Origin of the sequence: Methylobacterium sp. GXS13, from assembly GCF_001455965.1 — a bacterium.
Classification (GTDB): Bacteria; Pseudomonadota; Alphaproteobacteria; order Rhizobiales; family Beijerinckiaceae; genus Methylobacterium.
In genome coordinates this window covers 25,571-47,328 of record NZ_LKKO01000025.1, presented here as the reverse complement: position 1 = coordinate 47,328, position 21,758 = coordinate 25,571, and the positions used below count along the sequence as shown (strand labels likewise).

The following is a 21,758-nucleotide window of genomic DNA, read 5'->3' as shown; positions in this document are numbered from 1 at the left end:
AGGGAAACGGGCCTCATGGCTTGGGCACCATCCAGCCGGCGCCGCGGACGTTGAGGATCGCGCCCTTGCCGACCTTGCGGCGGATGGTGAGGATGATGGCGTCGACGGCGTTGCTCTCGACCTCCTCGCCCCATCCGTAGATGCGTTCCTCGATCTGGGCCCGCGACAGGATGCGGCCCGGCCGCTCCATCAGGGCGTGCATCAGGGCGTACTCGCGGGCGGACAGCGACGCGACGGTGCCGGCGTGGGACAGGGCGTGGGTCTCGGTATCGAGCTCGGTGTCGGCGGCCACGAGCCGGGCGCTCGCCCGTCCCGCCCGTCGCCGGAGGATGGCCCGCATCCGCGCCAGCAACTCGCGCAACTCGAACGGCTTCACCAGGTAGTCGTCGGCCCCGAGGTCGAGGCCGGCGATGCGGCTGTCGAGGCCGTCCCGGGCCGTGACGATGAGGACCGACGTATCGATGCCCGCCGCCCGGGCGGATCGGAGGACCTGGAGGCCGTCCCCGCCCGGCAGGCCGAGATCGAGCAGGACGAGCGCATGGCCGCCGTCGCGCATCGCGGTTTCGGCCGTCGCGCCGTCGCGGACCCAATCGACGGTATAGCCCTCGGCCGAGAGGCCGTGCGAAAGCCCTTCGCCGATCATCCGGTCATCCTCGATCAAAAGCACGCGCATAGATCTGTCCGTCCACCTTCGAGCCTTCGGTAATGAACGATCCACGCAAGGGCCGTCGCCGCCCGGATCGGGCTGGGAGCCCTCGGCCCGCGATCCCTCGGGCTGGCTCGGCCGGGGACCCGCCCACACTCAACGACAAGCTCCGCACGACCGATGTCAGGATGGCCGCACCCTGACCGCCGTGGGGGTGTCGGCGGATCGGCATGGACGCTCCGAGCCTTGGGATCGGACTCCACCATCGCCAGGGATCGCGGCATGGAGGCCGGAGACCGACCGATAGGAAGGCGCATCCCTTCGTAGATGAACGAGGGCCGTGCCGGCGTCGTGATGCTCGGGCGGCCGAGGATGTGAACATCGTGGGATGCGGCGTTAGACTAAATGAAGGCACCGATGAAAGGCGACACCGAGAAGGCAACATCGATGAGCTCTGAGATGGTCTTCGTAGCACACATCTCGATCACGTACCGTCTCTGGATCGAGCCGCCTCGTTTCGCCTTGCGGACGTTGGCCCAATCGGCACCGGCACGCCTTCACCATCAGTTTCGCCCCGGCGAGGACATCGAGCATCGCGCCATCCTTTTGCCGGACGACGAGAAGGGGCTCGCGCTCGGCCCAGGCGTTACAGGAAGCGGTACCGATCGGTTTCAAAGCGAAGTTGAGAGGCAAGTTGCCGGTCGATCGTGCTCGACAGATTTGAAAGTCCATCATCGCCGGCAATGATCTCGATCCCCCGCGTGTGGCGTGTGGATCTGAAACCCGGTAACCATAACGAAAACCGCTGATTTGCATCGCGATACAAATTCTCGTCACAGATTTAATATCGAAACACGTTGATGTTATAGCATAAGAGGTGCGGCTTCGAGATTTCGCCGAATAAATCGTAAGCGTCTAGGCCATCGTGTCGGCGACGTGATCCGGAGGGAACAGCTTAGGAAACGTTGCCGGCCGTAATCCTTCCTGATATAATTCGTTCCTCAGCATCAGTTCGTGGACCGAGCCGGAGCCCCTGCGGGCTTTCGCGGCATGTCATGCCTGCGCGCAAGCCCCCGCCGCCCGAGCCCTGGCTACATCGAAACAGAAAGGATTGGTCTGCCTATGGGGATCAGACGCTTTCGACGTGGGCCGTCCGGGCCGGACACGTCCCTGACCGCGATGGATGCGCTGCTCGAAGGATTGGTCGCAATGGCGGCGGAGAGAGCCCAAGCCCGACACGAGGGGAAACGGATTTGTCCCCCGACCTTGCAGTCCAGGAACGGGGCCTTAGTTCCCCCCGACGAGCACGGAGCGACAGCGGGGACGCCGACGTCCCATCGTCGACGCGCAAGGAGGGACCGCGGTCATGAAGGACGAGGGACAACGCATCACGGGCGTACTTGCGGAACGGTATCGTGCCCAGCGAAGCCGGCAACTGGCGCGGCACCACGTCGGTCCATCGGGCCGCTGCGGAGCGATCGCGGCCTCGCCGTGCGTTGAGCCCGACAGAACGCAAAGCCCTCTCGATGGCGTCGAACTCAGCCCCTGCGCCGAACGTGTCGGTGGAAGCGGGGCCGCAAATCCTGGGTCCGAATCTGTCGCGTCGACCCTGTGCCGGACACCGCGTCGCCCGCTCGGAGCCACGCGCTCCGGCCGACCCGTGAAGTCCTGAAGGAGGCAAGGCCATGGCTCAAGACGATCCCAAGCCCGCTCCCCTGCTTCCCGGTGCCGTCGACCTGAGGAACCGGGACGAGACGCGCGTCCTGTCGCCGCTCGACCAGATGGCGCTGCGCGCCAACTTGGACGTGGAGCGGCAGGATAAGTTCGCGGCGCCCGACAAGCTGATCGTCGTCGCCCTCTACGCCCGGTACTCTTCCGGCAAGCAGAAGCAGCAAAGCATCGACCGGCAAATCAGCATCGTGACGGCGTACATGCTGTCGCTGGGTTACGCCATCTACGTGCTCTACGCCGACCCCGCTCGCAGCGCGAGGACGACGAAGAACCGTGAAAGTCTCCAGCGCCTGTTGGCCGACTGCCGTGCCGGGAAGATCGTGATCATCATGGTCGAGGACTTCGACCGTTGGTCCCGCGAGACGTATGACGCCGTCGAGCTCTGCGAGGAGTTGATGAGGTTGGGCGTCGAGTTCCACAGCGCAGGCGACAGGAAGGTGCTGTCCAAGAAGGAGGTGATCGAGGCCGCGCTCAAGGCCGAGGCCGACCGCGACCGACGAAACCTTATCTTGAGCATGGGCAGGTTTCAGCACGCGGCCGCCGGCGGCGCTCATTCGGGGGAGTTCTTCGGTTACCGCTACGGCGAGGAGAGGGGCTTTCTCGTCGTGTATGGACCGGAGGCGGAGATAATCCTTTTGGTCTTCCAAATGGCGGCGACCGGCGTGTCCTACCGGAAGATCGGCATCGCGATGAAGGCCCGCGGTGCTCCCGGGCCGAGCGAGGATTGTAAATGGACGAAAACGACCGTCGCCAACATGCTCGGTCAGATCGCATATACGGGCCGTTGGTTCTACCCTTTCACGAGGACCGTCTACGACCGCAAGAGTAACACGCAGAAGCAGGTCCTTCGACATCCGAGCGAGATGTCGAAGGCACACTTCGAGAACCTTCGCATCGTTCCAGACGAACTCTTCTACGCGGTCAATTCACGCCGGCGTCCGCGGGGGTCCACTCCCCGTACCTTCCCGCACTTCCTGGCGGGCAAGGCTTCATGCGATTGCGGGGAGCCCGGCCAGCGGTTCGTGATGTCGCCCCGGCAGATGACCTGCAACCGCTACCAGGAAGGGGACGGCTGTCGGGCGCGCACCCATTCGATCATCACGTCGCACGTCGAGCGGGCCGTCCTGGACGCGATCGGGGCGAAACTACGGTCCTTCGTCGACGAGGAGGACTTCGCCGTCGCCGTCGATCGTTCCCTTCGCGAGACGGCAGCCCGGCGCAGGTCGGCGCGCGCCGACGCCATGCGGGAGATCGAGAACGTGCACGCGGAGTTCATGCGCCTTCTCGACGAGGACATCCGAGGCGGTTACCCCCCGAAAATCCTCTCCGAGAAACGCGCCTTGCTCAATGCGCAGCTCAAGGAAGCCGAGGGGAAACTGGATGCGCTGGTCGAATTGCCGGAGGTGCTCGGCGCCGACGAGCGGCTTCGCGCCCTGTCCGATACGCTCGACCACATCATGACGCGCCTGCCCTTCAGGGCGACCACGGCGGGCGAGTCGGAGTTCTCGCTAGCCCTGGCACGGCTCGTGAGACGGGTCGTCGTCCGGCGCGCGCAACAGCCGAAGGGGACCCTGAACCTGCGCATCGAACTGGACTTCTTCGCCTTCCTCCATGACGACGATCGCGCGGCCCCATCGTGCCTCGAAAGCGATGTCGTCGAGGTCGCCATCGAGCATTCGATGGGGCGCCACGCGCGTCTGGGCGACGCCGCCGCCGCCCTCAAGAGCACGGGCGAGCACCGCATCGACGACAGGCGGTGGGAACTGGTCGCCGACCGGCTGCCTGACGTGACGAGCCGCCGCGCGGATTCCCGGCATCTCTCGACGCGCGACGTAGTCGACGCCCTCCTGCTCCGCCTGAGGACCGGCCTGCCGGTCCTGTCCTCCGCTTGCGGGGACTCCATCGAGATGGAACGTGCCATCACCAGGTTCATCTACGCAGCGGGCGACCAGATCCTCCTCGACGCGCTGCAGGGATCGGACCCCGGTTTCGTGGAAAGCCTCGACCTGCGGCCGGTGGTATCCGCCCGCTCCCGGTGGAAGGTGGGAGCCGAGGATTGGCGCGAGCGTCGCGGTGGCGCAGCGCGCCTTCATGCGCTCGACGGACAGACGGCACTCGACGACGCGCAGTGGGCGGCTTCCGCGCCGCTGCTGCACCCCAGCGTCGAGCTGTCCTACAAGAACACGCGTGGGCTCCCCGCCCGCCTGCTTCTGGAGGCCGTTATCCTTGCCTTGCGGACGGGCATGTCGTGGCGGCGGCTGCCGCAGCGTTTCGGCGACGGACGCGTGGTGGAAAACGCCATGCGCCGGCTCGTGTCGAGCGGCAGCTGGGACAGACTGGTCGCGATGTGGCGCGAAAGCTTTCCCGCACTGGTCGATGGGCTCGACGTGGATCGCCTTGCGAAGCGGAAACGCGGCTCGGCCGAATGGCGGGGTTCGACGCCCAAGAGGTCTCGGTACGCACGTCACGGTGGCGTAGCGCCCGCCGAGTTGCGTCCGCCCAGCAAGGAGGGCGGGGCCGTCGGACGCAGCCGGAGGACCTGCTAGGCGGTGCCGCGGGCCAACCGATCACACGCCGTCCTGGCCGGCCCCCGCCTTCACCGGTGGGGACGCTGGCCGGGAAGGAGGGGAACGAACGGGGCGATGTCGCGGGTGGCCGAAGCAAGCGACCGCGCGAATTCGGCAAGGATCGCCGGAGGCGGTTGCGAGCCGCGCTTCACTTTCTCGGCGAACTGAACCGGCGTGAGCCATGCCTCCGACGACGGGGCCGCTTCCTTCCTTCCCGACCGAGCGGTCGGGTCGTTCGTCAGGCGTACATGAGAGGAGAAGGAATCGCACACGTTGAAGGGAAGTCGGGTCACGGCCCGTACGGCGTTGCCGGTGGATCCGCGCCGTCGGGCCACGATCATGGCGCCCGGGGCATCCGCAGGCGCCATCAAGAAGTCCTCGCCCGCGAGGGCCTCGTCGAAGGGGCCTGGGGCATACCCCTCATCCATCGCCGTCTTCACGTGGTTCCAACTGGCGTACCCCCACGCCAGAGCGACGATGCGCCGACAATCGTCCTGCGACAGGGGGTGGCCCGCTTCTTCGAACATCCGCTTGGTCAGTGCGACCTTCCTGGCGGCGTAAAGGTGGTCTGGCGGAGTGAACACGGACAAGCCTCCTCGAAGCAGAATCACCACGGATTCATGCCTACAGCTTTCTGTCAAGGCGTTTTGCGCTCTCGGTCGACCGGCGCCGACGCGCTTTCGGTCCCCCCGGCCAGACCGATGCCTGAACGCGTCCGATGTCCGCGGCGCGATCGCTGCGGAGTATCGTCGAATTGGGCGTGGCCGGAGGTCGTCAAGTCCCGTCGCAGCGGTGTTTTGCAGGGCCCGAGAACACGGCCTGAAGCCGAAGCATGTCCTTAAGGGATCGGCCTGCGCATTCCCTTCCTTCCTTGATGTGTTATTTCCTGGACATGGGCTGTGCTGCGGCCTATCTCGACAAGGCGTGGAGGACACCGCGGATGACAGACGAGGAATTTCGCGATCGAGCTGCGGACGCTGCCGCTCGATCCTTCGGCGACCAGCTCCACAACGTTTTGAAGGCGGTGTTCCTGGCCGGGGCGGAGTGGGAACGTAACGCCATCATTCGCAGGCTTGAAGGAAAGGACGGACGTCCGTCCGAGCCTGATATGGCGCGGCACGAAGCGGCGGCCCAGCCACGAACCACGGATCCCGTCGCACTCGCCCCGGACGCCTCCGCCGAGCCTAGGCGGGCCCGGACGGTGCTGCGCCGTGCCGGCACGAAGCGGCCCAGCACGGCGGACGACGCTCTTGCGGTCATCGATCGCGCCGGTGACGCCGGAATCGCCGCCGCGGAAATCCTGGTGAAGCTCCGCGGGGACGCCCCTCATGGTGGACAGAGGGACAACACGGTCTCGAAAGCACTCAGACGGCTACGGCGAGACAAGATGGTCCGCTTCGACGGTTCGCTTTATCGGCGGGCTATCGACTGATCTTCCGGCGCCCGACAATCTTCAAGTGGATTTGGTCATGGTCAGATCATCGGTCGATAATCTTCCGGCCGGACGCAGGATCTTGGCCCTCGTCGAAGAACTTTCGGACGTCACCGGGGTGATCCAGAAACACCGTGGTGTGGAAGTGCGCCGGATCGGTCCAGAGATCGTTCTGAAGAGCCGGCGTTACAGGCATGGCATCGACCGCCACCGGCTGTGGTGGAATGGTAATCTTGTCCTGGACGGGGATGCTGGAGATGACCATGTCCGAGTCCGGACCTATGTGCCGGGAGACTGGGTCACGCAGGTCACCTGCCTGGTACTGTCCTGGAAGCACGGTCTGGCCGCACCCGGACAACGGGTGGGGAACGCCCGACGCATCGGGCGGCCGGTGTACGGCAGACATGTCCCGATCCACCGAACGGGACGCTCGGTTCGCCGTTTTGCAGCTCTGCGCCTCGCGGCCACCATCGTTGCTCACGGCGAGGGAATGCCGACCGATCCCTCGATCCGTTTACGCACGCTCGGTGGTTTCGTCGTCGCCGTCTGCATCGTCGGTCCCGTGGCGCTCATGAGCTTCCATACCGAGGACGGCACGTTGGCGCTGACCGTCTCGCTCGATCGCGCCTGGCCGCACAAGGTCGTCGAGATGGACTGTCACGCGGCGTTGCACATCCTGGGACGGCTTTCGGCATGGACCACCACGGATCAGCGGGACGAGGTCGTTTTCCGGGCCTTCTGCGAGCGCGCGAGTTGAAGAAGCAAACCCTTCAGGTCGAAATCGGACGCCAGGCTCCCACACCCAGAATTTTTCCTGTTCTCGCGACCGACCTTCAGGTCGCCGATACCCTCCAACCACGGGATTTCACCATGCGTCTGCCGATCCGCATATCGACCTCGCCGCCGAGCTTTTCCCCGACGGCCGACGATGACATGTCCTTCTATTGCGACCTGCGGGAGATCGCGGATCGGGCTTCCTACGCGATGCCCGATAGCTTGCCCGCGGAGATCGCGGAGGCCCTATCGCGGCCACTGACCGTCGCCTATTCGGTTCTGGTAAGCGAGGACAGGGAAATCGGGCTGCTCTTCTGCCATGAGGACGAGGAGGAGGGCCTGATGTATTGCGCCTTCGATCCATTCGGGACCATCACGCGTGAACCGGCGGCCAACGAGGCCCTGTGGACCATCGCGAACACCACTCGCGACCTGCCCCCCGGACACCGTCTCTCCAGGGTCACCGGCTAGTTCTCCGATTCGACGGAGGTCGGTCGGATCGCCATCTCAGGGGTGAGGGACGCGGGTATATTGCACGTCGGACAGGAACCCGCCCTCACCGCGTCGAGCACCTAAGATCACGTAGACGTAATCGTTGTAGCGAACCGTGGCGTGGCCCCAGCGGGCCGTCGCGAAAAGATGGCTGTCGAGACCGACGCCTCCCGGTCGGCCGTCTTTCCCGAGGGATACGGTCTGCACCGTTTTCAAGTAATTGCCTTGGCCCGCGTTACCGCCGAGCACAAACGCGGTGATCGGACCCGTGGCGCCCATGACGACCACCGAATGGCCATAGACAGGCAGCGGCAAGGCGCGCGGCGAGGTCGCCCACGGGCCTGGACAACCATCCTCGCCGAGAGGGCTCGTCTGGATATCCCCGAAGACGTCGTCGAGGAGGTCGCCCCAGCCGCCGAGCACGATCAGGACATCGCCCTGCACCGCGGTGCCGGGTGCGGATCGACCGCCCTTCATATGGAAGGGGCAGACGCGCCAGGGCCCGACGGACCCGTCGCCGGAAACCGTCGCGACCTCCACCTCGTCGAAATGGACCGTGTCGGATCCGACTTGGTTGACCCCTCCTATCGCGAGCAGGTGCGCCTGGCCCGAGGGAGCTTTCCACATCTGCAGGCTGAGATTGGACCTGGGGATGTTGAGACGATTGGGGCTCGGGACCCAGGGACCGAGCTTCCCGTCCTCTCGAAGCGCGGCGACGTTCGTATCGCCCAGCGTCCCGGTCGCGGAGTATCCGCCCACGAGGTAGACGCGACCGTCGAAGGCAATCAGGCCGTGGCCGGAGCGTGCGACCGGGATGCGACCGGCGTCGCGCCATCCCGATCCGAGCACCGAACCGTCGTTGCCCAACTCAGCGACCTGCACATCGTCGAGCAAGGTCGGCACGTTCCCCGTGACGAATAAGCCGCCCAGCACGTAGAGGCGATTCCCGGACACGAACGCAGCATGCGAGGTGCGTGGTCCCTCGATCGGAACGGTTGCCGTCCAATCGGCAAGGGTAAGGACCGATTGCTGGCCGTGGACGGACGTCACGACCAGCGACAGGACGGCGCCGGCGGCCAAGGCGGTCAGGCGAAGTACGGACGGCATGCGCGGACCCGTGAAGCGAGCCTTCGGTCGTGGCCGAGGCCATGCATCGGCAGAACAGAGTACGAGGGCAAGCCGAAGCACAACACTTCGCTACCGACGCGCGGTATTCCGCGACCGGGAACTCGCATGCTCGGTCATCAATTTCGATGCGGGATCCAGACAAGGCGCCAATATCGTGGCGTTACCAGCTCGGTGAGCCGATGCGATGAACCGTGGGCGTCGTGGGACGAACCTGTCGGGTCCCGCGCGAAGACCGCGAACGTCCAAGGCACGGTCCCGCCGGCACATGTCCCTGCCCTTGCTCCGGGGTGCCTGAAAACACGCGTTCGGCTTGGCGTGCTTCGGTAGTGTCGCACCCAATGGAATGGTCGCCCTTCCCCACGGCGAGAAACGTCCGCGACGCATTGCCGGCTTCTCGGGCGAACACGCGAGGCCGGGAATCGCTTCGGAGCGATTTCGCATCGGGCCGAGGCGGGGGCTGGTCACGCCCAGGGGGTCAAAGGGGCATCCCGATCAGCGCACGGGGGTGAAGCTCGGACAGGCGCGCCTTCGAAAGTCGCACGAGGCGTCGCATCTCGTCCAACCAGCTCAGGTCCCCGGAAGCCTTGTCGTACAGGCAGAGGGACAGACCGTTTTCGAGTGCAGGCTCGATCTTCCCATAAAGATCCGATGCGTGCATCGCCGCCAACGCGGTCCCCATCCGCATGGGGTGCCGCACCATCAAGGCGAACTCGACGTACCTGATGTCACGATCATGCAGGTAGAAGACCACCTGCCTGTGCCGGAAGCGGGGTCGCTCGAAGATCGGGAGCGGACGCAGGTCCACGACCGCCTTCACGCCGTTCATCGTCAGGATACGGAGAAGCGGTTCCTCGGTGAGTTCCTTGATGTCTACGAACGCCGCCTTGCCGCGGCCCTTGGGAGACCGCCGATCGGCGTCAAGCATCGCATACGTATGCGACCGGACTCTCCGTCGCGTCCGCCTCGCTTCCGAAGATGGACAGGCTCAAATCGGTTCGAGGCGGGATGCAGGGTGAACCGTCGATCCACCTTGGGGTCTCCGGGGCGCGGCGCTGTGCCGGGTTAGGAAGCTATCGCTTACGCCGAAGCTCCGGAAGGCGCGGGCCGCACCATCGCGATGTTGCGCGCCGCCCCCCCGAAGCTGCCCCGCAAGGAACGATCGATCCGACCATCACCGAGCGATGTCGCCAAGGCTGGCCGCCATCGTCGCCCTCGTCTCGGAAAACGGCTCGCGCCGCGAAAGCGCCACTCAAAACAGCCTTTCCGCCCTATGACGGCGCGAAGGCCGTCCGAGTGCCGTCCGACGAGCCGTTCTCAGAACGACCTACGCCGCTGTTACGTAGGGGAAATCAACGATCGGCCCAGGTGAGACCTGCCACTTAGAAGGCGGCTGCTCTATCCAGCTGAGCTACGGAGTCTGAGGTGCCAGCGTGCCCAGAAGCCACGGGCTTGGCCGAGGGTCAAGTGCCCACCTCGCCGAAGAAAATGCTGCGAGCGAGACCCGAGCCGCGCGTGATGAGAAGGATGTTGACAGAGCATGCTGTAAGTCGTCGAAGCATCTCAGATAGGCGGGGTTACAGCGTGGTTACAACCGAGGCCGGAGACGGAAAACCCGGCAGCAAGCCAAAAGTCGCAACTGCGGCAACATATGTAAACAGCCCAGCGGCCAAGAGGTCGAGCAGTATGCCGATTGGCGGCTTTCACCGTCCACAGGGTCGCCCGATGGCCACGATGCCGTTACGCTGACAGGAAAGAGCGATTGTAGTCGAATTGATACCTTGATAGATCACTCTAAACGGAAGCCGGTTTTCAATCTCGCGCTAGGGGGAAGTGGCTGCACGATGCCTGACACTCCAGTTTCTGACGCCTGGGCCGGAGTTTTTGGTTTGGCGAGCGTGCCCCTATTTGCAGCAGAAGAAGTTGGGGCCGACACCCACACCGTCTTACTCGACGGCGGTTTCGGAAGCTTCGCGCTGTCATTAACCGCTGAACGCCTCTGGCGAGAACGCAGGTCGTACGAATGGGCTTGGTCAAGTGGCCTGCCCCACCACGTAACGGTTACTGACACAGAAGTGGCTGTCGTACGTTGGGATAGCCCCGAACCTGAGGAGTTCTCAAGACGAAGTGTCGAAGCTCGACTTGAGGCCTTCTATGGTTATTTGAGAAGTGATCGCGTCCAATCGAGCCGCAGAGTCGTCGATCATCTGGTTGATGGCTTTCGTCGTGTGCGGTCGCTGGTGGATCAGATCGGCCTAGGCGACGAACACAGCGTTGAAGCATTCCTTTATACGCTGGAAGTTGGCATGGAACGCAGCGGGCATGGTCTTCACTACACAGCCAACAGCAGCGGCTTCTCTGCTATCCTTCCCGAAAACTCAGTCGAACAGATTATTAATAGAATGATGACTGGGCCAATTCACGCGCCCAACCTGCGTCTCCATCCCGAGCTTGCGATTCGCCATGCAGGCAGTGAGATTTTTCAGGAGGCGCATTTCTCGCTTACATCGGCGTCGACCGCAGATCTGTTCGATTGGGTGGGGCCTGCAACAGCGAAGCGAGAGACCAGAGGAACTGCTCACTTCACGCCTCCCGCGCTGGCGCGCAGCATCGTCGAGCAAACGCTCGGGAGCCTTGATGATCTGTCGTCACGCCAAACGCTAGTCATCTACGACCCCGCTTGTGGGTCCGGGTCGTTCTTATACGAGGCACTTCGCACGCTTCGCCGATTGAATTTCGCTGGACGCATCACCGTGGTCGGCAGAGATGTCTCGCCTGCTGCGATATCTATGGCAAAGTTTACACTGGCACTAGCGATTTCGGATTGGCACCCAGCCGGTGGGATCACGATCGATCTGAGCGTGGCCGACTTCCTCACAGCCGAACTAATGTACGCCGACATTATACTTATGAATCCTCCATTCTTGTCCTGGAGCGCTATGTCGCCGAAACAGCGCGAACAGATGCGAGAACTCATGGGACCCTTGCTAAAGGGGCGGGCCGACCTCAGCATGGTCTTCGTCAGCCGAGCTGTGAAATGCCTGCATCCGGGAGGTGCACTGGGGGTGCTGATCCCCTCGAGTCTACTTAATCTATTATCCGCCGAAAAGTGGAGAGAGGCTATTACTCTCGACAATGACATCCGGATGATTGCATCCTTGGGGGATTATGGGCTTTTCCGGCATGCTATGGTCCAGGTGGCTGCCATGGTTCTCAGCCGCAAGGAAGGAGCCAAGGACCGCCCGAACGCAACGTTAGCAATTATTGCGAGCAACGCTGCTGACGCGACGGGAGACGCGCTGAGGGCAATAAGGCGCGGCGAACGCTCGACCGGAAGTGGTGCTGTCACCGCGAAGAGTGGCAACTCTGGTTGGCGCACTTTCGAGCTCCCTTCTGAAGCGTTTAGCCGAAAACCAACCTGGCGCCTCATAGCGCCAGAAGCCACGAGTGCCCTGGAGCGCTTGGAGGCCATCGGAGCGACCCGACCACTTAGAGAGATTTTTGACGTGTACCAGGGCGTACGCACTGGGGATAACGACAGTTTTATTGTGAGCAAGGACTTCTATGCCTCTCTGCCCAAGTCAGAACACATGTTCTTTCGAGCGGCCACTATGGGCGACAACATTATCGGCGGACAGCTGAGAAAATCCGAGTACATATTTTACCCGTACAATGAGAATGGCCTACTGCTCACGAGCGAGGCGGAACTTGCTCGATCAGTTCCAAGGTATTTTCAAAGGGTACTGGCTGAGCGGCGCGACAAGCTCATGCTCCGCTCCGACATCCGGCGGACAGGTCGAGAGGATTGGTGGGGGCTCTCGCAGCGGCGCGAGTGGGGTACTTCAAAAAAACCACGAATCGTATCGAAATATTTTGGGAAGGAGGGAAGCTTCGCGCTCGATGAAACAGCCGAGTACGTCGTCGTACAAGGATTTGCCTGGTTTCCTCGCTGGCCGGATCCCTCCGACATCGCTGAAGGGCCCGACGTTGAAGATGACGAGAGGGATTATACTTACAGATCCCCGGTAACGACCGTCGATTTACTATTCGCCTATAGTGCTATTTTCAATTCCGAGCCGTTCCAGCGGCTTCTGTTACAATTCTCCGCATATGTGGGCGGCGGGCAAGCAGACCTCAGCCCCCGCTTCGTAAACGAGGTTCCAGTGCCTGACTTGATGGCAATGGCCGCGGATGATGCGAACGGCCAACGTTTATCCCGTCTGACTTCCTTGGGACGCAACATAAAGCTTGACGACTATGACTGGAGACATACAGTCAAACGTATAGTTATCGAACTGTATGGAATCGAACTCTTCGAGCGCATCTAATGCGAGAACCGCCTGTCATTGGCTTGGAGAAGCTCAAATTGCACCTAACACAAGTTGAGCTAATCCTGAGGAGCGCTGCAGATCCATCAGCTCAATTAAAACTTCAGCTTGATCAGAACGGCGACCCCGTGGTGGCGGGGATCGTTGGAGGCGGATGCGAGCGCGCAAATAGGACGAGGGGTCTCACTACACCGATCGCTCCGTGGATTGATCTTCGGGGCGGGCTCTGGGCTTGGTTCGGATATCGAGAGGAATGGAGCATTCGCACGTCCGGAAACCATCCGACCTTCGCCTTCCGTGCATCAAGTTTGACAGTACACTTCGGCTTCAAGGCAACTGACCCAAAACCGCAGATGTTTCGCGCAGAATGGGCAGGACCAGTCGAAATTGCATCGCAATGGACAATGCAGGGCGGCGATGCCGGGCATCCTCACTGGCAATTCGATGCAATGGATAGCCTACTTGCGCCGGCCAAGATTGAGGAGGCGAACGTATTTGCAGAAATTCTTCGCGCGGAATTTGAGGAAGGTGCACCAAAGGATTTCGTTGCGACCAATGCAGCCGCGAGTGAAGTGAGCGATGTCGTTGCTGCACGCTCATTAGCATCGCTTCACTTCGCAAGTGCCGCCCATTGGTGGCATCGGTCTCAGGGGGGCAATCACGCACACGTACCGACCGATGAAAATCAAATCCGTGTGTGGCTGAGCAAAACCCTTAGTTATTTAGCTCAGGAACTTCAAAGAATATAAAGATAGTTTTCTACGTGCAAAATCTATCCGCGTGGCACCTCTGCACATTATTCCTTACTTCGACACCTAGCTGGAATTAGCTAAGGGTCGGTCCAGTTAGCCACGAGCGGCCGCAACGTCCTCCGCCCGTGCGGCGGCACTTTCCGCCTCGGCGCAGGCCTCCTTGGCCTCCTCACTACCTGGTGCAGCGGCCTCAGCTTCCTCGGCGTGTCGCTTGGCAGCCGCTGCATGGTGCTTGGCAGCTGCCGCGTGGGAGTCGCGAGGATCGTCGCCATCCTCAGCCTGCCGGACCGCCTCGCCCGCCTCGCGACCCGCGTCACGCACCTCATTCATCGCAACGCCCGCCGCTGTGGTCGCCTCGGTGGCAGTGTCGGATTGCGTGGCCGCATCGACACTCGCGATCTCTGCGTCCTGTTGCTGACACGGGTCGGTGTCCTCGCCCGGTTCGCGAGCTTCAAAGTGCATCTCGGCCGCAAGCGCGTGGGCATCGGCAGCAGCCGCGTGATGACGGGAAGCTTCAGAATGAGCAGCAGCAAAGTCAAGGCCAGTCAGTATCGTTCCAGAGTTTGTGGCGACTGTCTCAGAGATGATGCAGATGGTCATGAGCGTGGATCTATGTTTCTGATTTAGTGTACGAACAGAAAAACACGCAACAAAATCCAGAACAATGATCCAGATATTGGGGCAGTTAATGATGGATCACTTGGCGATATCGTTGAACAATGCGATTGCCTAGTCGGTCGAGCCCTAGCCCGATATTTTGCACTCGGTTGCGCAGGTCCGCTCCACCTCCAACTTGGAAATTTAATCGACAACTGCGAGATATCCGCACCTGGGCGGAAACGGCCGCCCGCCCCTCATCCGACAAGCACCCGCGAAACGGCTGTCCCGCGGCCGCCGACAAACACGCCGGCCTCGGAATTTCGGTTTTGCCCAGGACGGCCTTATGGTCGGGTATGACCAAGCCAAAGATCACCCTCGACGCGAACGCGATAATCAATCACTACGATCGCGCTCACGCCTCCCCGACCTCCGTGCCCGAACTGGAGGAAATCATGCGGAGGTGGGAGACCGACGAGATCGACGTCGCAATTACGACCCGCATCGAGGCCGACCTCTGGCAGGATAAGGACAAGGCGCGTCGGGACGCGATGTTGGCTAAGGCCGAGGTCCTTCCAATCATAGGCTCGGTATTCCGGTTCGGCTTCTCTAAGCTCGACGACGCCGACGGACTGATGAGCGACGAACATGTCGATTTGGCGAAACAGGTCGAGCACATCCTGTCGCCGGCCGGCATCGATCCTCAGGCGAACACCTTCCCCAACAAGATCAGCGACGTGGACCATCTGGTCGGCCACAAGCTAGCAGCAAGGGACGTGTTCGTTACCGATGATGGCAAGCTGAATAAAAAGGCAGCTGATCTCGCCGGCATCGGTATCAAGGTAATGCGTCCGTCCGAAGCCCTGGTGGAGATCGACCGGATCTTGAAGGGTCCGTAGCCCATCGAGTCTGTTCTAGGAACGAGTGTGTCTACTGGGGTTCGCGGCCGAAAGGTACAAGCTGTTGTCGGTGTCTGTATTTGTATTCTGCGGCCGGACGAGGTTCGCAAAGATCTGCTTAGTCTAAGTGACTCATTTCTAAGACGCTCGCGCCAGCAGGGAACGTCCGCTTCGGAGCGGCGGCTGGCCGGCTAACGGCCGCTCTCCACCCTCTCGGGCATCCGATGCGGCGGACATCGGACGTTGACCAGCAGTAAGTGCCCCGCGCAGCGCTCGCTTGCACCTCGACCGCGCTGGCGAGCAAAGATGCTCGATTGTAGGTGCGACACGCGTGGAAAGCCCCTCCTATGGGGCGAAGGCCCGGTCGATCGCAATTGAAGCGGCTTCACCGCCGCGAACGGCCTGAGTGTAGTGGCTCAGAGTTACAGCCGGGCTCTTATGACCCGCGATCTGGGCCACCAGACCAACCTCGATGCCCTGGGCCTGCAGGATCGAGATGAACGCGTGGCGCGCGGAGTGTGGCGTGACATACGGGACGCCTGCCCGCTTCAACAGTTGCGCCCACATGCGGGTACGGAAGTTAGCGTACAGGAGGATCCCTCCGCCCCCGACCCGCGGCATGGGCCACGCCTGGCGCACCCCGAGACCCGGGAATACACGATGCGGTTCGCCTTCGCGCTTGGGGCAGATCTTGCGCCACGAGGCCAGCAGCGTCCGCAGACGCGCTGACATTGGGATGTCACGCCGCCCAGCATCGGTCTTCGTAACTTCACACTGACGCCCATCCATCTCCTGCATCCGCCTGATGCAGATGACGCTTCTCTCAAAGTCGACATCTTCCCATAGAAGAGCCAGCTGCTCGCTCGGTCGCGTTCCTGCAAGGAATGGGAAGGCAACGTAGGCCCCGCGCTCCGGGGCCGCCTCGGCTACCGTCAGAACGGCGGCGATCTGCGCGGGCGTGAGAATGGCTTTGCGCACACGCGGTGCAGCCTTCAACCGGGTCGGCATGGTCGGCGGCCGGATGCCAAGATCCTCGGCGGCCAGCGCGAGCGCACTGCCCAGGTACTTCTTGGCTCGTGCGGCGGTAGAAGGGCCAACCTCGCGGACGAGCAGCTTGTGCCATGCGCGGATTTCACCTGTTCCGAGGCGATTGACCTTCTTCTCGCCCAGCATTGGCGCGAGTGACGCGCCCACTGGTACGAGACCAGTCTCGGTGAAGGTGCGGCGCTGGGCAGGAGTCGCTGAGACCAGGAGCGGCCCAGTGATATAACGGGCACCCTTCTCGTATTCGAAAAGCGTCCGGCCTTTAACATCACCGCGGCGGCCTTCCAGCCAGCGCGCAACCGCGTCCGCCACGGTGATGACCTCGCGATCAGGCACATAAGCCCGGACGTCGACCGCGGCTAGGATTTCGTTACGCTTGGCGAGAGCGTCTTTTTGGCGGGTAAAGAACAGTTGGACACGCTGACCGGTTTTCGGATCAGCGTAGTTCAGGACCCAGCGAGTGTTGATTACGACTTCACCGGAACGAAGCTTACGCCGCCGGTCGCGCTTTGTGAGGGAGATGTTGAATGGCTTGGACGACATGAGAAGCGCTCCAAAAGACACTTGCAGAGAAAAACATGCAGTTGCTGGCCGAACAATAATTCGTGGCGCAACGTGGTTAGCGAGCAGCGCGCGATTGCCGCTTGTCAGATATCGCCCCGATATCTTCTGAAATGCCCGCCTGTAACCCCGGGTGGAACCACGGCTCTGAGACATGTCTGTCAAGCGGCAGGAAATACGACCGGTCGTACTCTGCTCACGGGAGGCATACAGCTAGTTGAGCTTGTAGGTGGTAGCCTAGCGCCCGCGAAGCGGTAGTTCGCATCGGGCAGGACGCAGGACAGGACGGACTACATTGAAGAGGGGGAGAGAGGGGGATGTATGCGGTGACGAGCGCTCAACGACACGACACCAGACCCTCCCCCCATCCTTCATGTACCGTCCGTCCCGTCCTGCGTCTTGTGTGGCATCCGGTGAATACCAATCAGAAACCCGGCCTCCAGCCTGAGATGGTGTTGTCTTCAGCCTTGATGGGTTCTTCTGTCGGATCGGGTAGAATGTCGAACGGTATGCCGACAGCTCTCGCCTTCTTTTTCATGCTCCTGAAGTAAACTGGATTACGCGGAGCGAATGCGCCGTCGAACTTGCGAATTGCGTGCAGCCACGCTCCATCTGCCCACTTCGTGTCTTTGAAGATCTTTTCAATTCCCGGGGCGCCTTTGGTTAGGAAAAAGCCCGGTTCCTCGTTTCCGATGTTCATCGCGATGTCCAAACTCGCTAGGAACTGAGCGCTGGGCCTGTTGTCTTTGTCTCCATTCTCGAGTTGGTCTCGGTGCTCGCGCGCGATCCACTGCCCGAGCGATGTGCCGCCGATCGGGTATGCGAGAAGGTGGTGCAAGGCTTCGCTCGCATCATCGCGGTCGACTTCCTCGGCGTGTTCAGCCGTCGTTGGCGCGAAGTCAGCAACTTGCACCGCAGCCTCATCCTGGGTCGGAACGCGACCGTGCAACGCAACGAATCCTGCTCCGAGCAACGTGGCGATGTTGGTTCGCAGCCGCGCGTCCATCCCTGGCATCTCGCCCTCGAAGGTCTCTCGGGCAGGAGCGATTAGTAGGGCCTTTGACGCCATGTATGCGCACCACCGAGGACCAGCGTCCGCGAAATGGGCGAGCTCCGATGTTATGTGACGCGCAGACTTCTGATCGTTCTCGTGCATGATGAGCTCGAGCAAGAGAATGCGACTAGCATCCGCCGGCGAGTGGATGAGCGGGTTGATGCCACTGAAGAAGAACGCTGTACGGAGGCTGAACTGCATCGCCTTTCCGTCCGGTGTCCCCCGTACGATCGGAGTAGTGCCGGATGAGGCGCTTCGGGCGAGCATCACGATCGCCTGCTGCTTGCCACGACGCTGATCGCTTTCGAACTCGTCGATGATCACCGGCAGGCTGTCTGGACCAACGGCCTGACGGATCCCGGCCTCCGAGCTGTCGCCCGTCGTCGAGATGACCAGCGGCGTGAGCAGCGCCGTGGCGAGACCATGCAGAGTGCTCTTGCCCGCCTTTGGCGGCCCGTACACGAAGCAATGGGGTCTCCAAGCGAGAACACCGCAGATCGGTGCGATTGCGAGCCAACCGAGCAGAAGCTTGGTGTTGTTTGCGTCCCGGAACCGAAACTGTTCCAGCAGACCGAGCAGCCGATTCGTCTCGAAGGTTGCCTCGGCTGGCAGCAGGATCGGCTCAAAGCAGAGATACTGATGCTTCAGACCCTCTCGGATCGGCCCGCCGAGGTTGATGACGACCTCGCCGCCCTCGATCCAGATCCCTCGACCTCGAACCATAAGAGGGTTGAAGGGACCAGCTTGCTTGCATGCCGCGATGAGGGCCTCGCCAGCCCTGATGGCGTTGAAAGGTCTACCACCCTCGGCCGGAAATTGACGCCCCCAGAACGCGGAAGGAGCGACGCCCTGAAGCCACTGGCTCGACAAAAGCTGCTGAGCGCTCGCGGGGATGATGATGTTGCGGACCGGGTCGCGTAGCGCAAAATTGCCGTCCCGGTTATATCCGAGTGGGATAGGCCCTTCTTCGCCGGGATCGTATCGCCGAGACCCGGAACCGATCTGGACGGGCGACTTGATCCGCTTGTGGCTCGGGCACGCGCGACAACCCTCGTGGCCGAAATTGGCCTCGATTGAGTGACAAGTGCGCGGCGCATCAGCGTCGACCGCCCGCTGGAACTTCTTCTGCGCCTCACTCTGATCGTAGCCAGAATGCGTAGCGCTGTAGGCGTGGAAGATCTCCTCGCCGTCGTGGCAACACGCCGTGATGCTCACTGCCGCGAACCACTCGGGCTCGGACGCTGTTGCTGCCCCGTCGCCGGTCATGCACTCGTACCAGGAGCACCCGCGCCGAATCGCCTCGTGATCGGCCTGCCCAAACCCATCGCTCGGCCGTCGCTTGCGGGCCGGCCGCGTCGGCGGTGCGGCCGGCGGCGTAATGATCCGCTCGATGTCGGCGAGCTGGTAGCGCTTGGCCGGATCGAACGCGAGGAGCACGACCGGCTTCTTCGCGCCGCCCTTGTGGTTGAGCGTGCCCGGGAGGCGGAACGCCCGAGTGACGTCGCCGACGGCGTCGATCTCGGCGCCGCTCTCGCGGAAGATCGCTTGGATGCGACGGCTGAACGCGGCGGTAACTCGCTTGGCCGCCTCAAGCTCGTCCGGGCGCTCGATGACCAGGGGCCGATCGAGAAACCAGTGCCAGTGCTCGCCGTTGCCGGTCGAGACGACCGCCGACGGAGGCAGGGGGAGTTTCTGACGGATCTCGGCGGCCGCAGCAGCGTCCGCGACGTACTGCTTCGTGCTGTCCTTCATAGAGGCAAAATCGACATCGACGATGAGCCCCGATACCTGCCGGACCGTCGCGATGCCGCCGCGAGACCGCGCCGGGAGCCGCTTCCGCTGCGTGCCGATCACGCCGTAGAGGTCGTTCTCGCCCTTCAGGCGCTCAATGTCGTCGGCGAGAGTGTCCCACTGGGATGCGCCGTAGAACAATGTTCTCTTGGCGGGCAGGCTGAAAAGCGCCTGGAAGCCCGCGAACTCATCGCCATGAACGGCCCTGACGAATCCGACGGGATCAACATTTTGGAGTGCGGAGATGATGATCATCGGGCACCTCCGTCTTGAACTGGAGCACCCAAGAGCACGCGTTCAATATCGGAGCGGCGGACGTAGCGGCGGGAGTTCAGCAGTGTAAATGTCGGGATCAGCCCGAACTTAGCCGCGCGCTGGATCTTCCAGTACGGTAGTCCAAATAGATCGGCCGCCTGTCGGAATGTGAGGAGGGGTTCCGTGGAAGGTGCCACTGCTTCTTCGGATATTTCCAACCGCATAATTGGGCCTCGTGCTCAATCTCCGGGACGGAGATGACGAGGCGAACTGTCGCTGATTCTACGCCCGGGTTTCGCAACCCCTCAGGGGTTGCGGAGCCGGCGAAAGCGATCACGGTTTACCGGGGGCAATAAATCGGGCGTTAGAAGATTATCGCCCGACAGCTCCGCAATTCTATCTCGCCCCAATCTACAGAAACTCTGGGTCACACCCCAACCACCGTCTGCTTCCTCTTTACCTAGGATAAGGCGAAACCATTCTTTGTTATAAAACTCAGGATTGATCGGACTCTCAAGCTCTCCGTTTATGATCTCGAGGCATAATTCAGCCAACTCGGCTTCTGCGCGTTCTCTCCCCATTTGAGTCCGCCGCACTGGCACTTTTTCCGACCGCCCATTGTTTATCCTAGAAACGTACTGTCTGCTGAACACGCGCCTTTCAGTTATCCAACGAGCGTACCAGCATTCCCTCACTCTATTATTGGTCGATTTGCCAGAGTCGATCTGTGCTTTTTTGGCCTTTTGAGCGTGTTCGCTGAATTCTTCGAGCTCCATAAACCGTCCGTAAAGCTCCCCAAGGTGCAGCCAAGCTTCAAGAAATGCCATTGTCACCGTTTGTGACTGAATAGCTCCCTCGATTTCTCGATGCCAGTCTCTTTGGGTTGCGAATGAACCAGCATATCGCGCATAATTTATCTGTTTGATATTGTCTGATAGCTCTTGAGCCTTCGACATCCACGGTTCCGAGCCGGGAAACATATGGAAGCCCAGTCGCTCTTTGATTGTAAGCGGCACAGTACTCACTCGGCCCACTAACAGCGAGAGCTCATAATTCTGTACCTCCGCTTCGGACGGCACCCGGAACAACTCAAGCGCAGAGACGATGAGATTGAACTGTCTAGATATTTCGCGCCAGTCAACGCCGTTAGCGACATCTGAGTTAACCACGCCTCTGCTCACAATTTGTTAGGACAGCTATCGCCACTTATGTCGTAACAGACCGTATTCGCTAGTCGTGATTCAAGGATTAATTCACGTGGCTAGGCCCGACATGAGAATTCCGGTCGCGACTAATACCTGTGCCATCTCCCCAACATACATGGGTACTCGCCCGTCGGAATGGCGCTCAAACGACTTATCGAGTGCGGAGGCGGGAGATATTTGTACCCGCAAGGGCGCACTGTAGGTGGGCGGCTAGCGTTAATGCGCCGGCCGCCTCAATCGCCCCCCCAGCCCCACCTCTGCCGCTGCCGAGATTCGTTCGAGGAGAGACCTAATAGGGCGCAACAAGATCTGATGTTGAACACCGGTGGGCCGAATTACTATGTGCGGAGAGCCTGATTATATACAAAATGATAGACATTCGTTCCAAGTTCATGACCCACCTTTTCCCAGGCTTCTGATGCCAAACTTTTGACCTTATCCACTATCTCGTCGGACGACCAAGTAATAATAAGATCACCTTTGTGATCTGACATGGATAGAATGG

At 61.5% G+C, this 21,758-nt stretch carries 16 protein-coding genes; 8 read left to right on the top strand and 8 right to left on the bottom strand.

Translation table 11 applies throughout. The features are described from left to right. Positions 1 to 13: 13 nt before the first annotated feature. Positions 14 to 673, bottom strand: a complete 660-nt coding sequence (locus AO398_RS08500) for a response regulator transcription factor (RefSeq protein WP_058191631.1) — start codon at positions 671 to 673, stop codon at positions 14 to 16. Positions 674 to 1,063: 390 nt separating this feature from the next. On the opposite strand from AO398_RS08500, the gene AO398_RS28220 reads away from it, so the two are divergent. Beyond that, positions 1,064 to 1,393: a hypothetical protein gene (locus AO398_RS28220; RefSeq protein WP_152997464.1), complete on the top strand. Its 330-nt coding sequence runs from the start codon at positions 1,064 to 1,066 to the stop codon at positions 1,391 to 1,393. A gap of 938 nt (positions 1,394 to 2,331) precedes the next feature. Beyond that, positions 2,332 to 4,923, top strand: a complete 2,592-nt coding sequence (locus AO398_RS08495) for a recombinase family protein (RefSeq protein ID WP_058191630.1) — start codon at positions 2,332 to 2,334, stop codon at positions 4,921 to 4,923. Between the two features lie 50 nt (positions 4,924 to 4,973). On the opposite strand, the gene AO398_RS08490 is transcribed toward AO398_RS08495, so the two are convergent. After that, positions 4,974 to 5,528 (bottom strand): hypothetical protein, encoded by a 555-nt coding sequence (locus AO398_RS08490; protein ID WP_152997463.1) that lies wholly within the window; start codon positions 5,526 to 5,528, stop codon positions 4,974 to 4,976. Between the two features lie 356 nt (positions 5,529 to 5,884). Between AO398_RS08490 and AO398_RS08485 the strand changes: the two genes are divergently transcribed. The 3 genes from AO398_RS08485 (at position 5,885) to AO398_RS08470 (ending at position 7,621) form a co-directional block, all read left to right on the top strand. After that, positions 5,885 to 6,376 (top strand): hypothetical protein, encoded by a 492-nt coding sequence (locus AO398_RS08485; protein WP_152997462.1) that lies wholly within the window; start codon positions 5,885 to 5,887, stop codon positions 6,374 to 6,376. Positions 6,377 to 6,458: 82 nt separating this feature from the next. Continuing rightward, the gene (locus tag AO398_RS28215) at positions 6,459 to 7,133 is read left to right on the top strand and encodes a hypothetical protein (protein ID WP_152997461.1); all 675 of its coding nucleotides are present in this window, start codon (positions 6,459 to 6,461) and stop codon (positions 7,131 to 7,133) included. Further along, a complete protein-coding gene (locus AO398_RS08470) occupies positions 7,130 to 7,621 on the top strand; it encodes a hypothetical protein (RefSeq protein ID WP_152997460.1) in 492 nt (163 codons plus the stop codon). The genes AO398_RS28215 and AO398_RS08470 overlap by 4 nt, the downstream gene beginning before the upstream one ends. Before the next feature lie 36 nt (positions 7,622 to 7,657). Here AO398_RS08470 and AO398_RS08465 read toward each other — a convergent pair whose 3' ends face one another. Then, positions 7,658 to 8,722: a hypothetical protein gene (locus AO398_RS08465; protein WP_152997459.1), complete on the bottom strand. Its 1,065-nt coding sequence runs from the start codon at positions 8,720 to 8,722 to the stop codon at positions 7,658 to 7,660. A 523-nt stretch (positions 8,723 to 9,245) separates the two neighbouring features. Then, entirely contained in the window at positions 9,246 to 9,695 is a 450-nt protein-coding gene (locus AO398_RS29325; RefSeq protein WP_243987280.1) for a hypothetical protein, read from the bottom strand. A gap of 916 nt (positions 9,696 to 10,611) precedes the next feature. Here AO398_RS29325 and AO398_RS27375 point away from each other — a divergent pair. Further along, positions 10,612 to 13,095 (top strand): N-6 DNA methylase, encoded by a 2,484-nt coding sequence (locus AO398_RS27375; RefSeq protein ID WP_082643193.1) that lies wholly within the window; start codon positions 10,612 to 10,614, stop codon positions 13,093 to 13,095. Further along, a complete protein-coding gene (locus tag AO398_RS28210) occupies positions 13,095 to 13,844 on the top strand; it encodes a hypothetical protein (protein ID WP_152997458.1) in 750 nt (249 codons plus the stop codon). Before AO398_RS27375 ends, AO398_RS28210 begins: the two co-directional genes overlap by 1 nt. A gap of 96 nt (positions 13,845 to 13,940) precedes the next feature. Here AO398_RS28210 and AO398_RS08455 read toward each other — a convergent pair whose 3' ends face one another. Further along, a complete protein-coding gene (locus tag AO398_RS08455; protein ID WP_152997457.1) occupies positions 13,941 to 14,447 on the bottom strand; it encodes a hypothetical protein in 507 nt (168 codons plus the stop codon). A gap of 353 nt (positions 14,448 to 14,800) precedes the next feature. Between AO398_RS08455 and AO398_RS08450 the strand changes: the two genes are divergently transcribed. Then, positions 14,801 to 15,343: a hypothetical protein gene (locus tag AO398_RS08450; RefSeq protein WP_058191622.1), complete on the top strand. Its 543-nt coding sequence runs from the start codon at positions 14,801 to 14,803 to the stop codon at positions 15,341 to 15,343. A 345-nt stretch (positions 15,344 to 15,688) separates the two neighbouring features. Here the strand turns inward: AO398_RS08450 and AO398_RS08445 are convergent, their stop codons facing one another. The 3 genes from AO398_RS08445 to AO398_RS28205 form a co-directional block, all read right to left on the bottom strand. After that, complete coding sequence (locus tag AO398_RS08445; protein WP_058191621.1) at positions 15,689 to 16,930, bottom strand: site-specific integrase; 1,242 nt, start codon at positions 16,928 to 16,930, stop codon at positions 15,689 to 15,691. A 442-nt stretch (positions 16,931 to 17,372) separates the two neighbouring features. Beyond that, a complete protein-coding gene (locus AO398_RS08440) occupies positions 17,373 to 20,048 on the bottom strand; it encodes a hypothetical protein (protein WP_058191620.1) in 2,676 nt (891 codons plus the stop codon). Positions 20,049 to 20,353: 305 nt separating this feature from the next. Then, positions 20,354 to 21,217, bottom strand: coding sequence for a hypothetical protein (locus tag AO398_RS28205; RefSeq protein ID WP_152997456.1), 864 nt, complete (start codon positions 21,215 to 21,217; stop codon positions 20,354 to 20,356). Positions 21,218 to 21,758 lie beyond the last annotated feature (541 nt).

What these genes read in the sequence shown, in the direction of transcription:
- AO398_RS08500 (WP_058191631.1), bottom strand. Translation starts at nt 673, where the DNA reads ATGCGCGTGCTTTTGATCGAGGATGACCGGATGATCGGCGAAGGGCTT.
- AO398_RS28220 (WP_152997464.1), top strand. Translation starts at nt 1,064, where the DNA reads ATGAAAGGCGACACCGAGAAGGCAACATCGATGAGCTCTGAGATGGTC.
- AO398_RS08495 (WP_058191630.1), top strand. Translation starts at nt 2,332, where the DNA reads ATGGCTCAAGACGATCCCAAGCCCGCTCCCCTGCTTCCCGGTGCCGTC.
- AO398_RS08485 (WP_152997462.1), top strand. Translation starts at nt 5,885, where the DNA reads ATGACAGACGAGGAATTTCGCGATCGAGCTGCGGACGCTGCCGCTCGA.
- AO398_RS29325 (WP_243987280.1), bottom strand. Translation starts at nt 9,695, where the DNA reads ATGCTTGACGCCGATCGGCGGTCTCCCAAGGGCCGCGGCAAGGCGGCG.
- AO398_RS27375 (WP_082643193.1), top strand. Translation starts at nt 10,612, where the DNA reads ATGCCTGACACTCCAGTTTCTGACGCCTGGGCCGGAGTTTTTGGTTTG.
- AO398_RS28210 (WP_152997458.1), top strand. Translation starts at nt 13,095, where the DNA reads ATGCGAGAACCGCCTGTCATTGGCTTGGAGAAGCTCAAATTGCACCTA.
- AO398_RS08455 (WP_152997457.1), bottom strand. Translation starts at nt 14,447, where the DNA reads ATGACCATCTGCATCATCTCTGAGACAGTCGCCACAAACTCTGGAACG.
- AO398_RS08450 (WP_058191622.1), top strand. Translation starts at nt 14,801, where the DNA reads ATGACCAAGCCAAAGATCACCCTCGACGCGAACGCGATAATCAATCAC.
- AO398_RS08445 (WP_058191621.1), bottom strand. Translation starts at nt 16,930, where the DNA reads ATGTCGTCCAAGCCATTCAACATCTCCCTCACAAAGCGCGACCGGCGG.
- AO398_RS08440 (WP_058191620.1), bottom strand. Translation starts at nt 20,048, where the DNA reads ATGATCATCATCTCCGCACTCCAAAATGTTGATCCCGTCGGATTCGTC.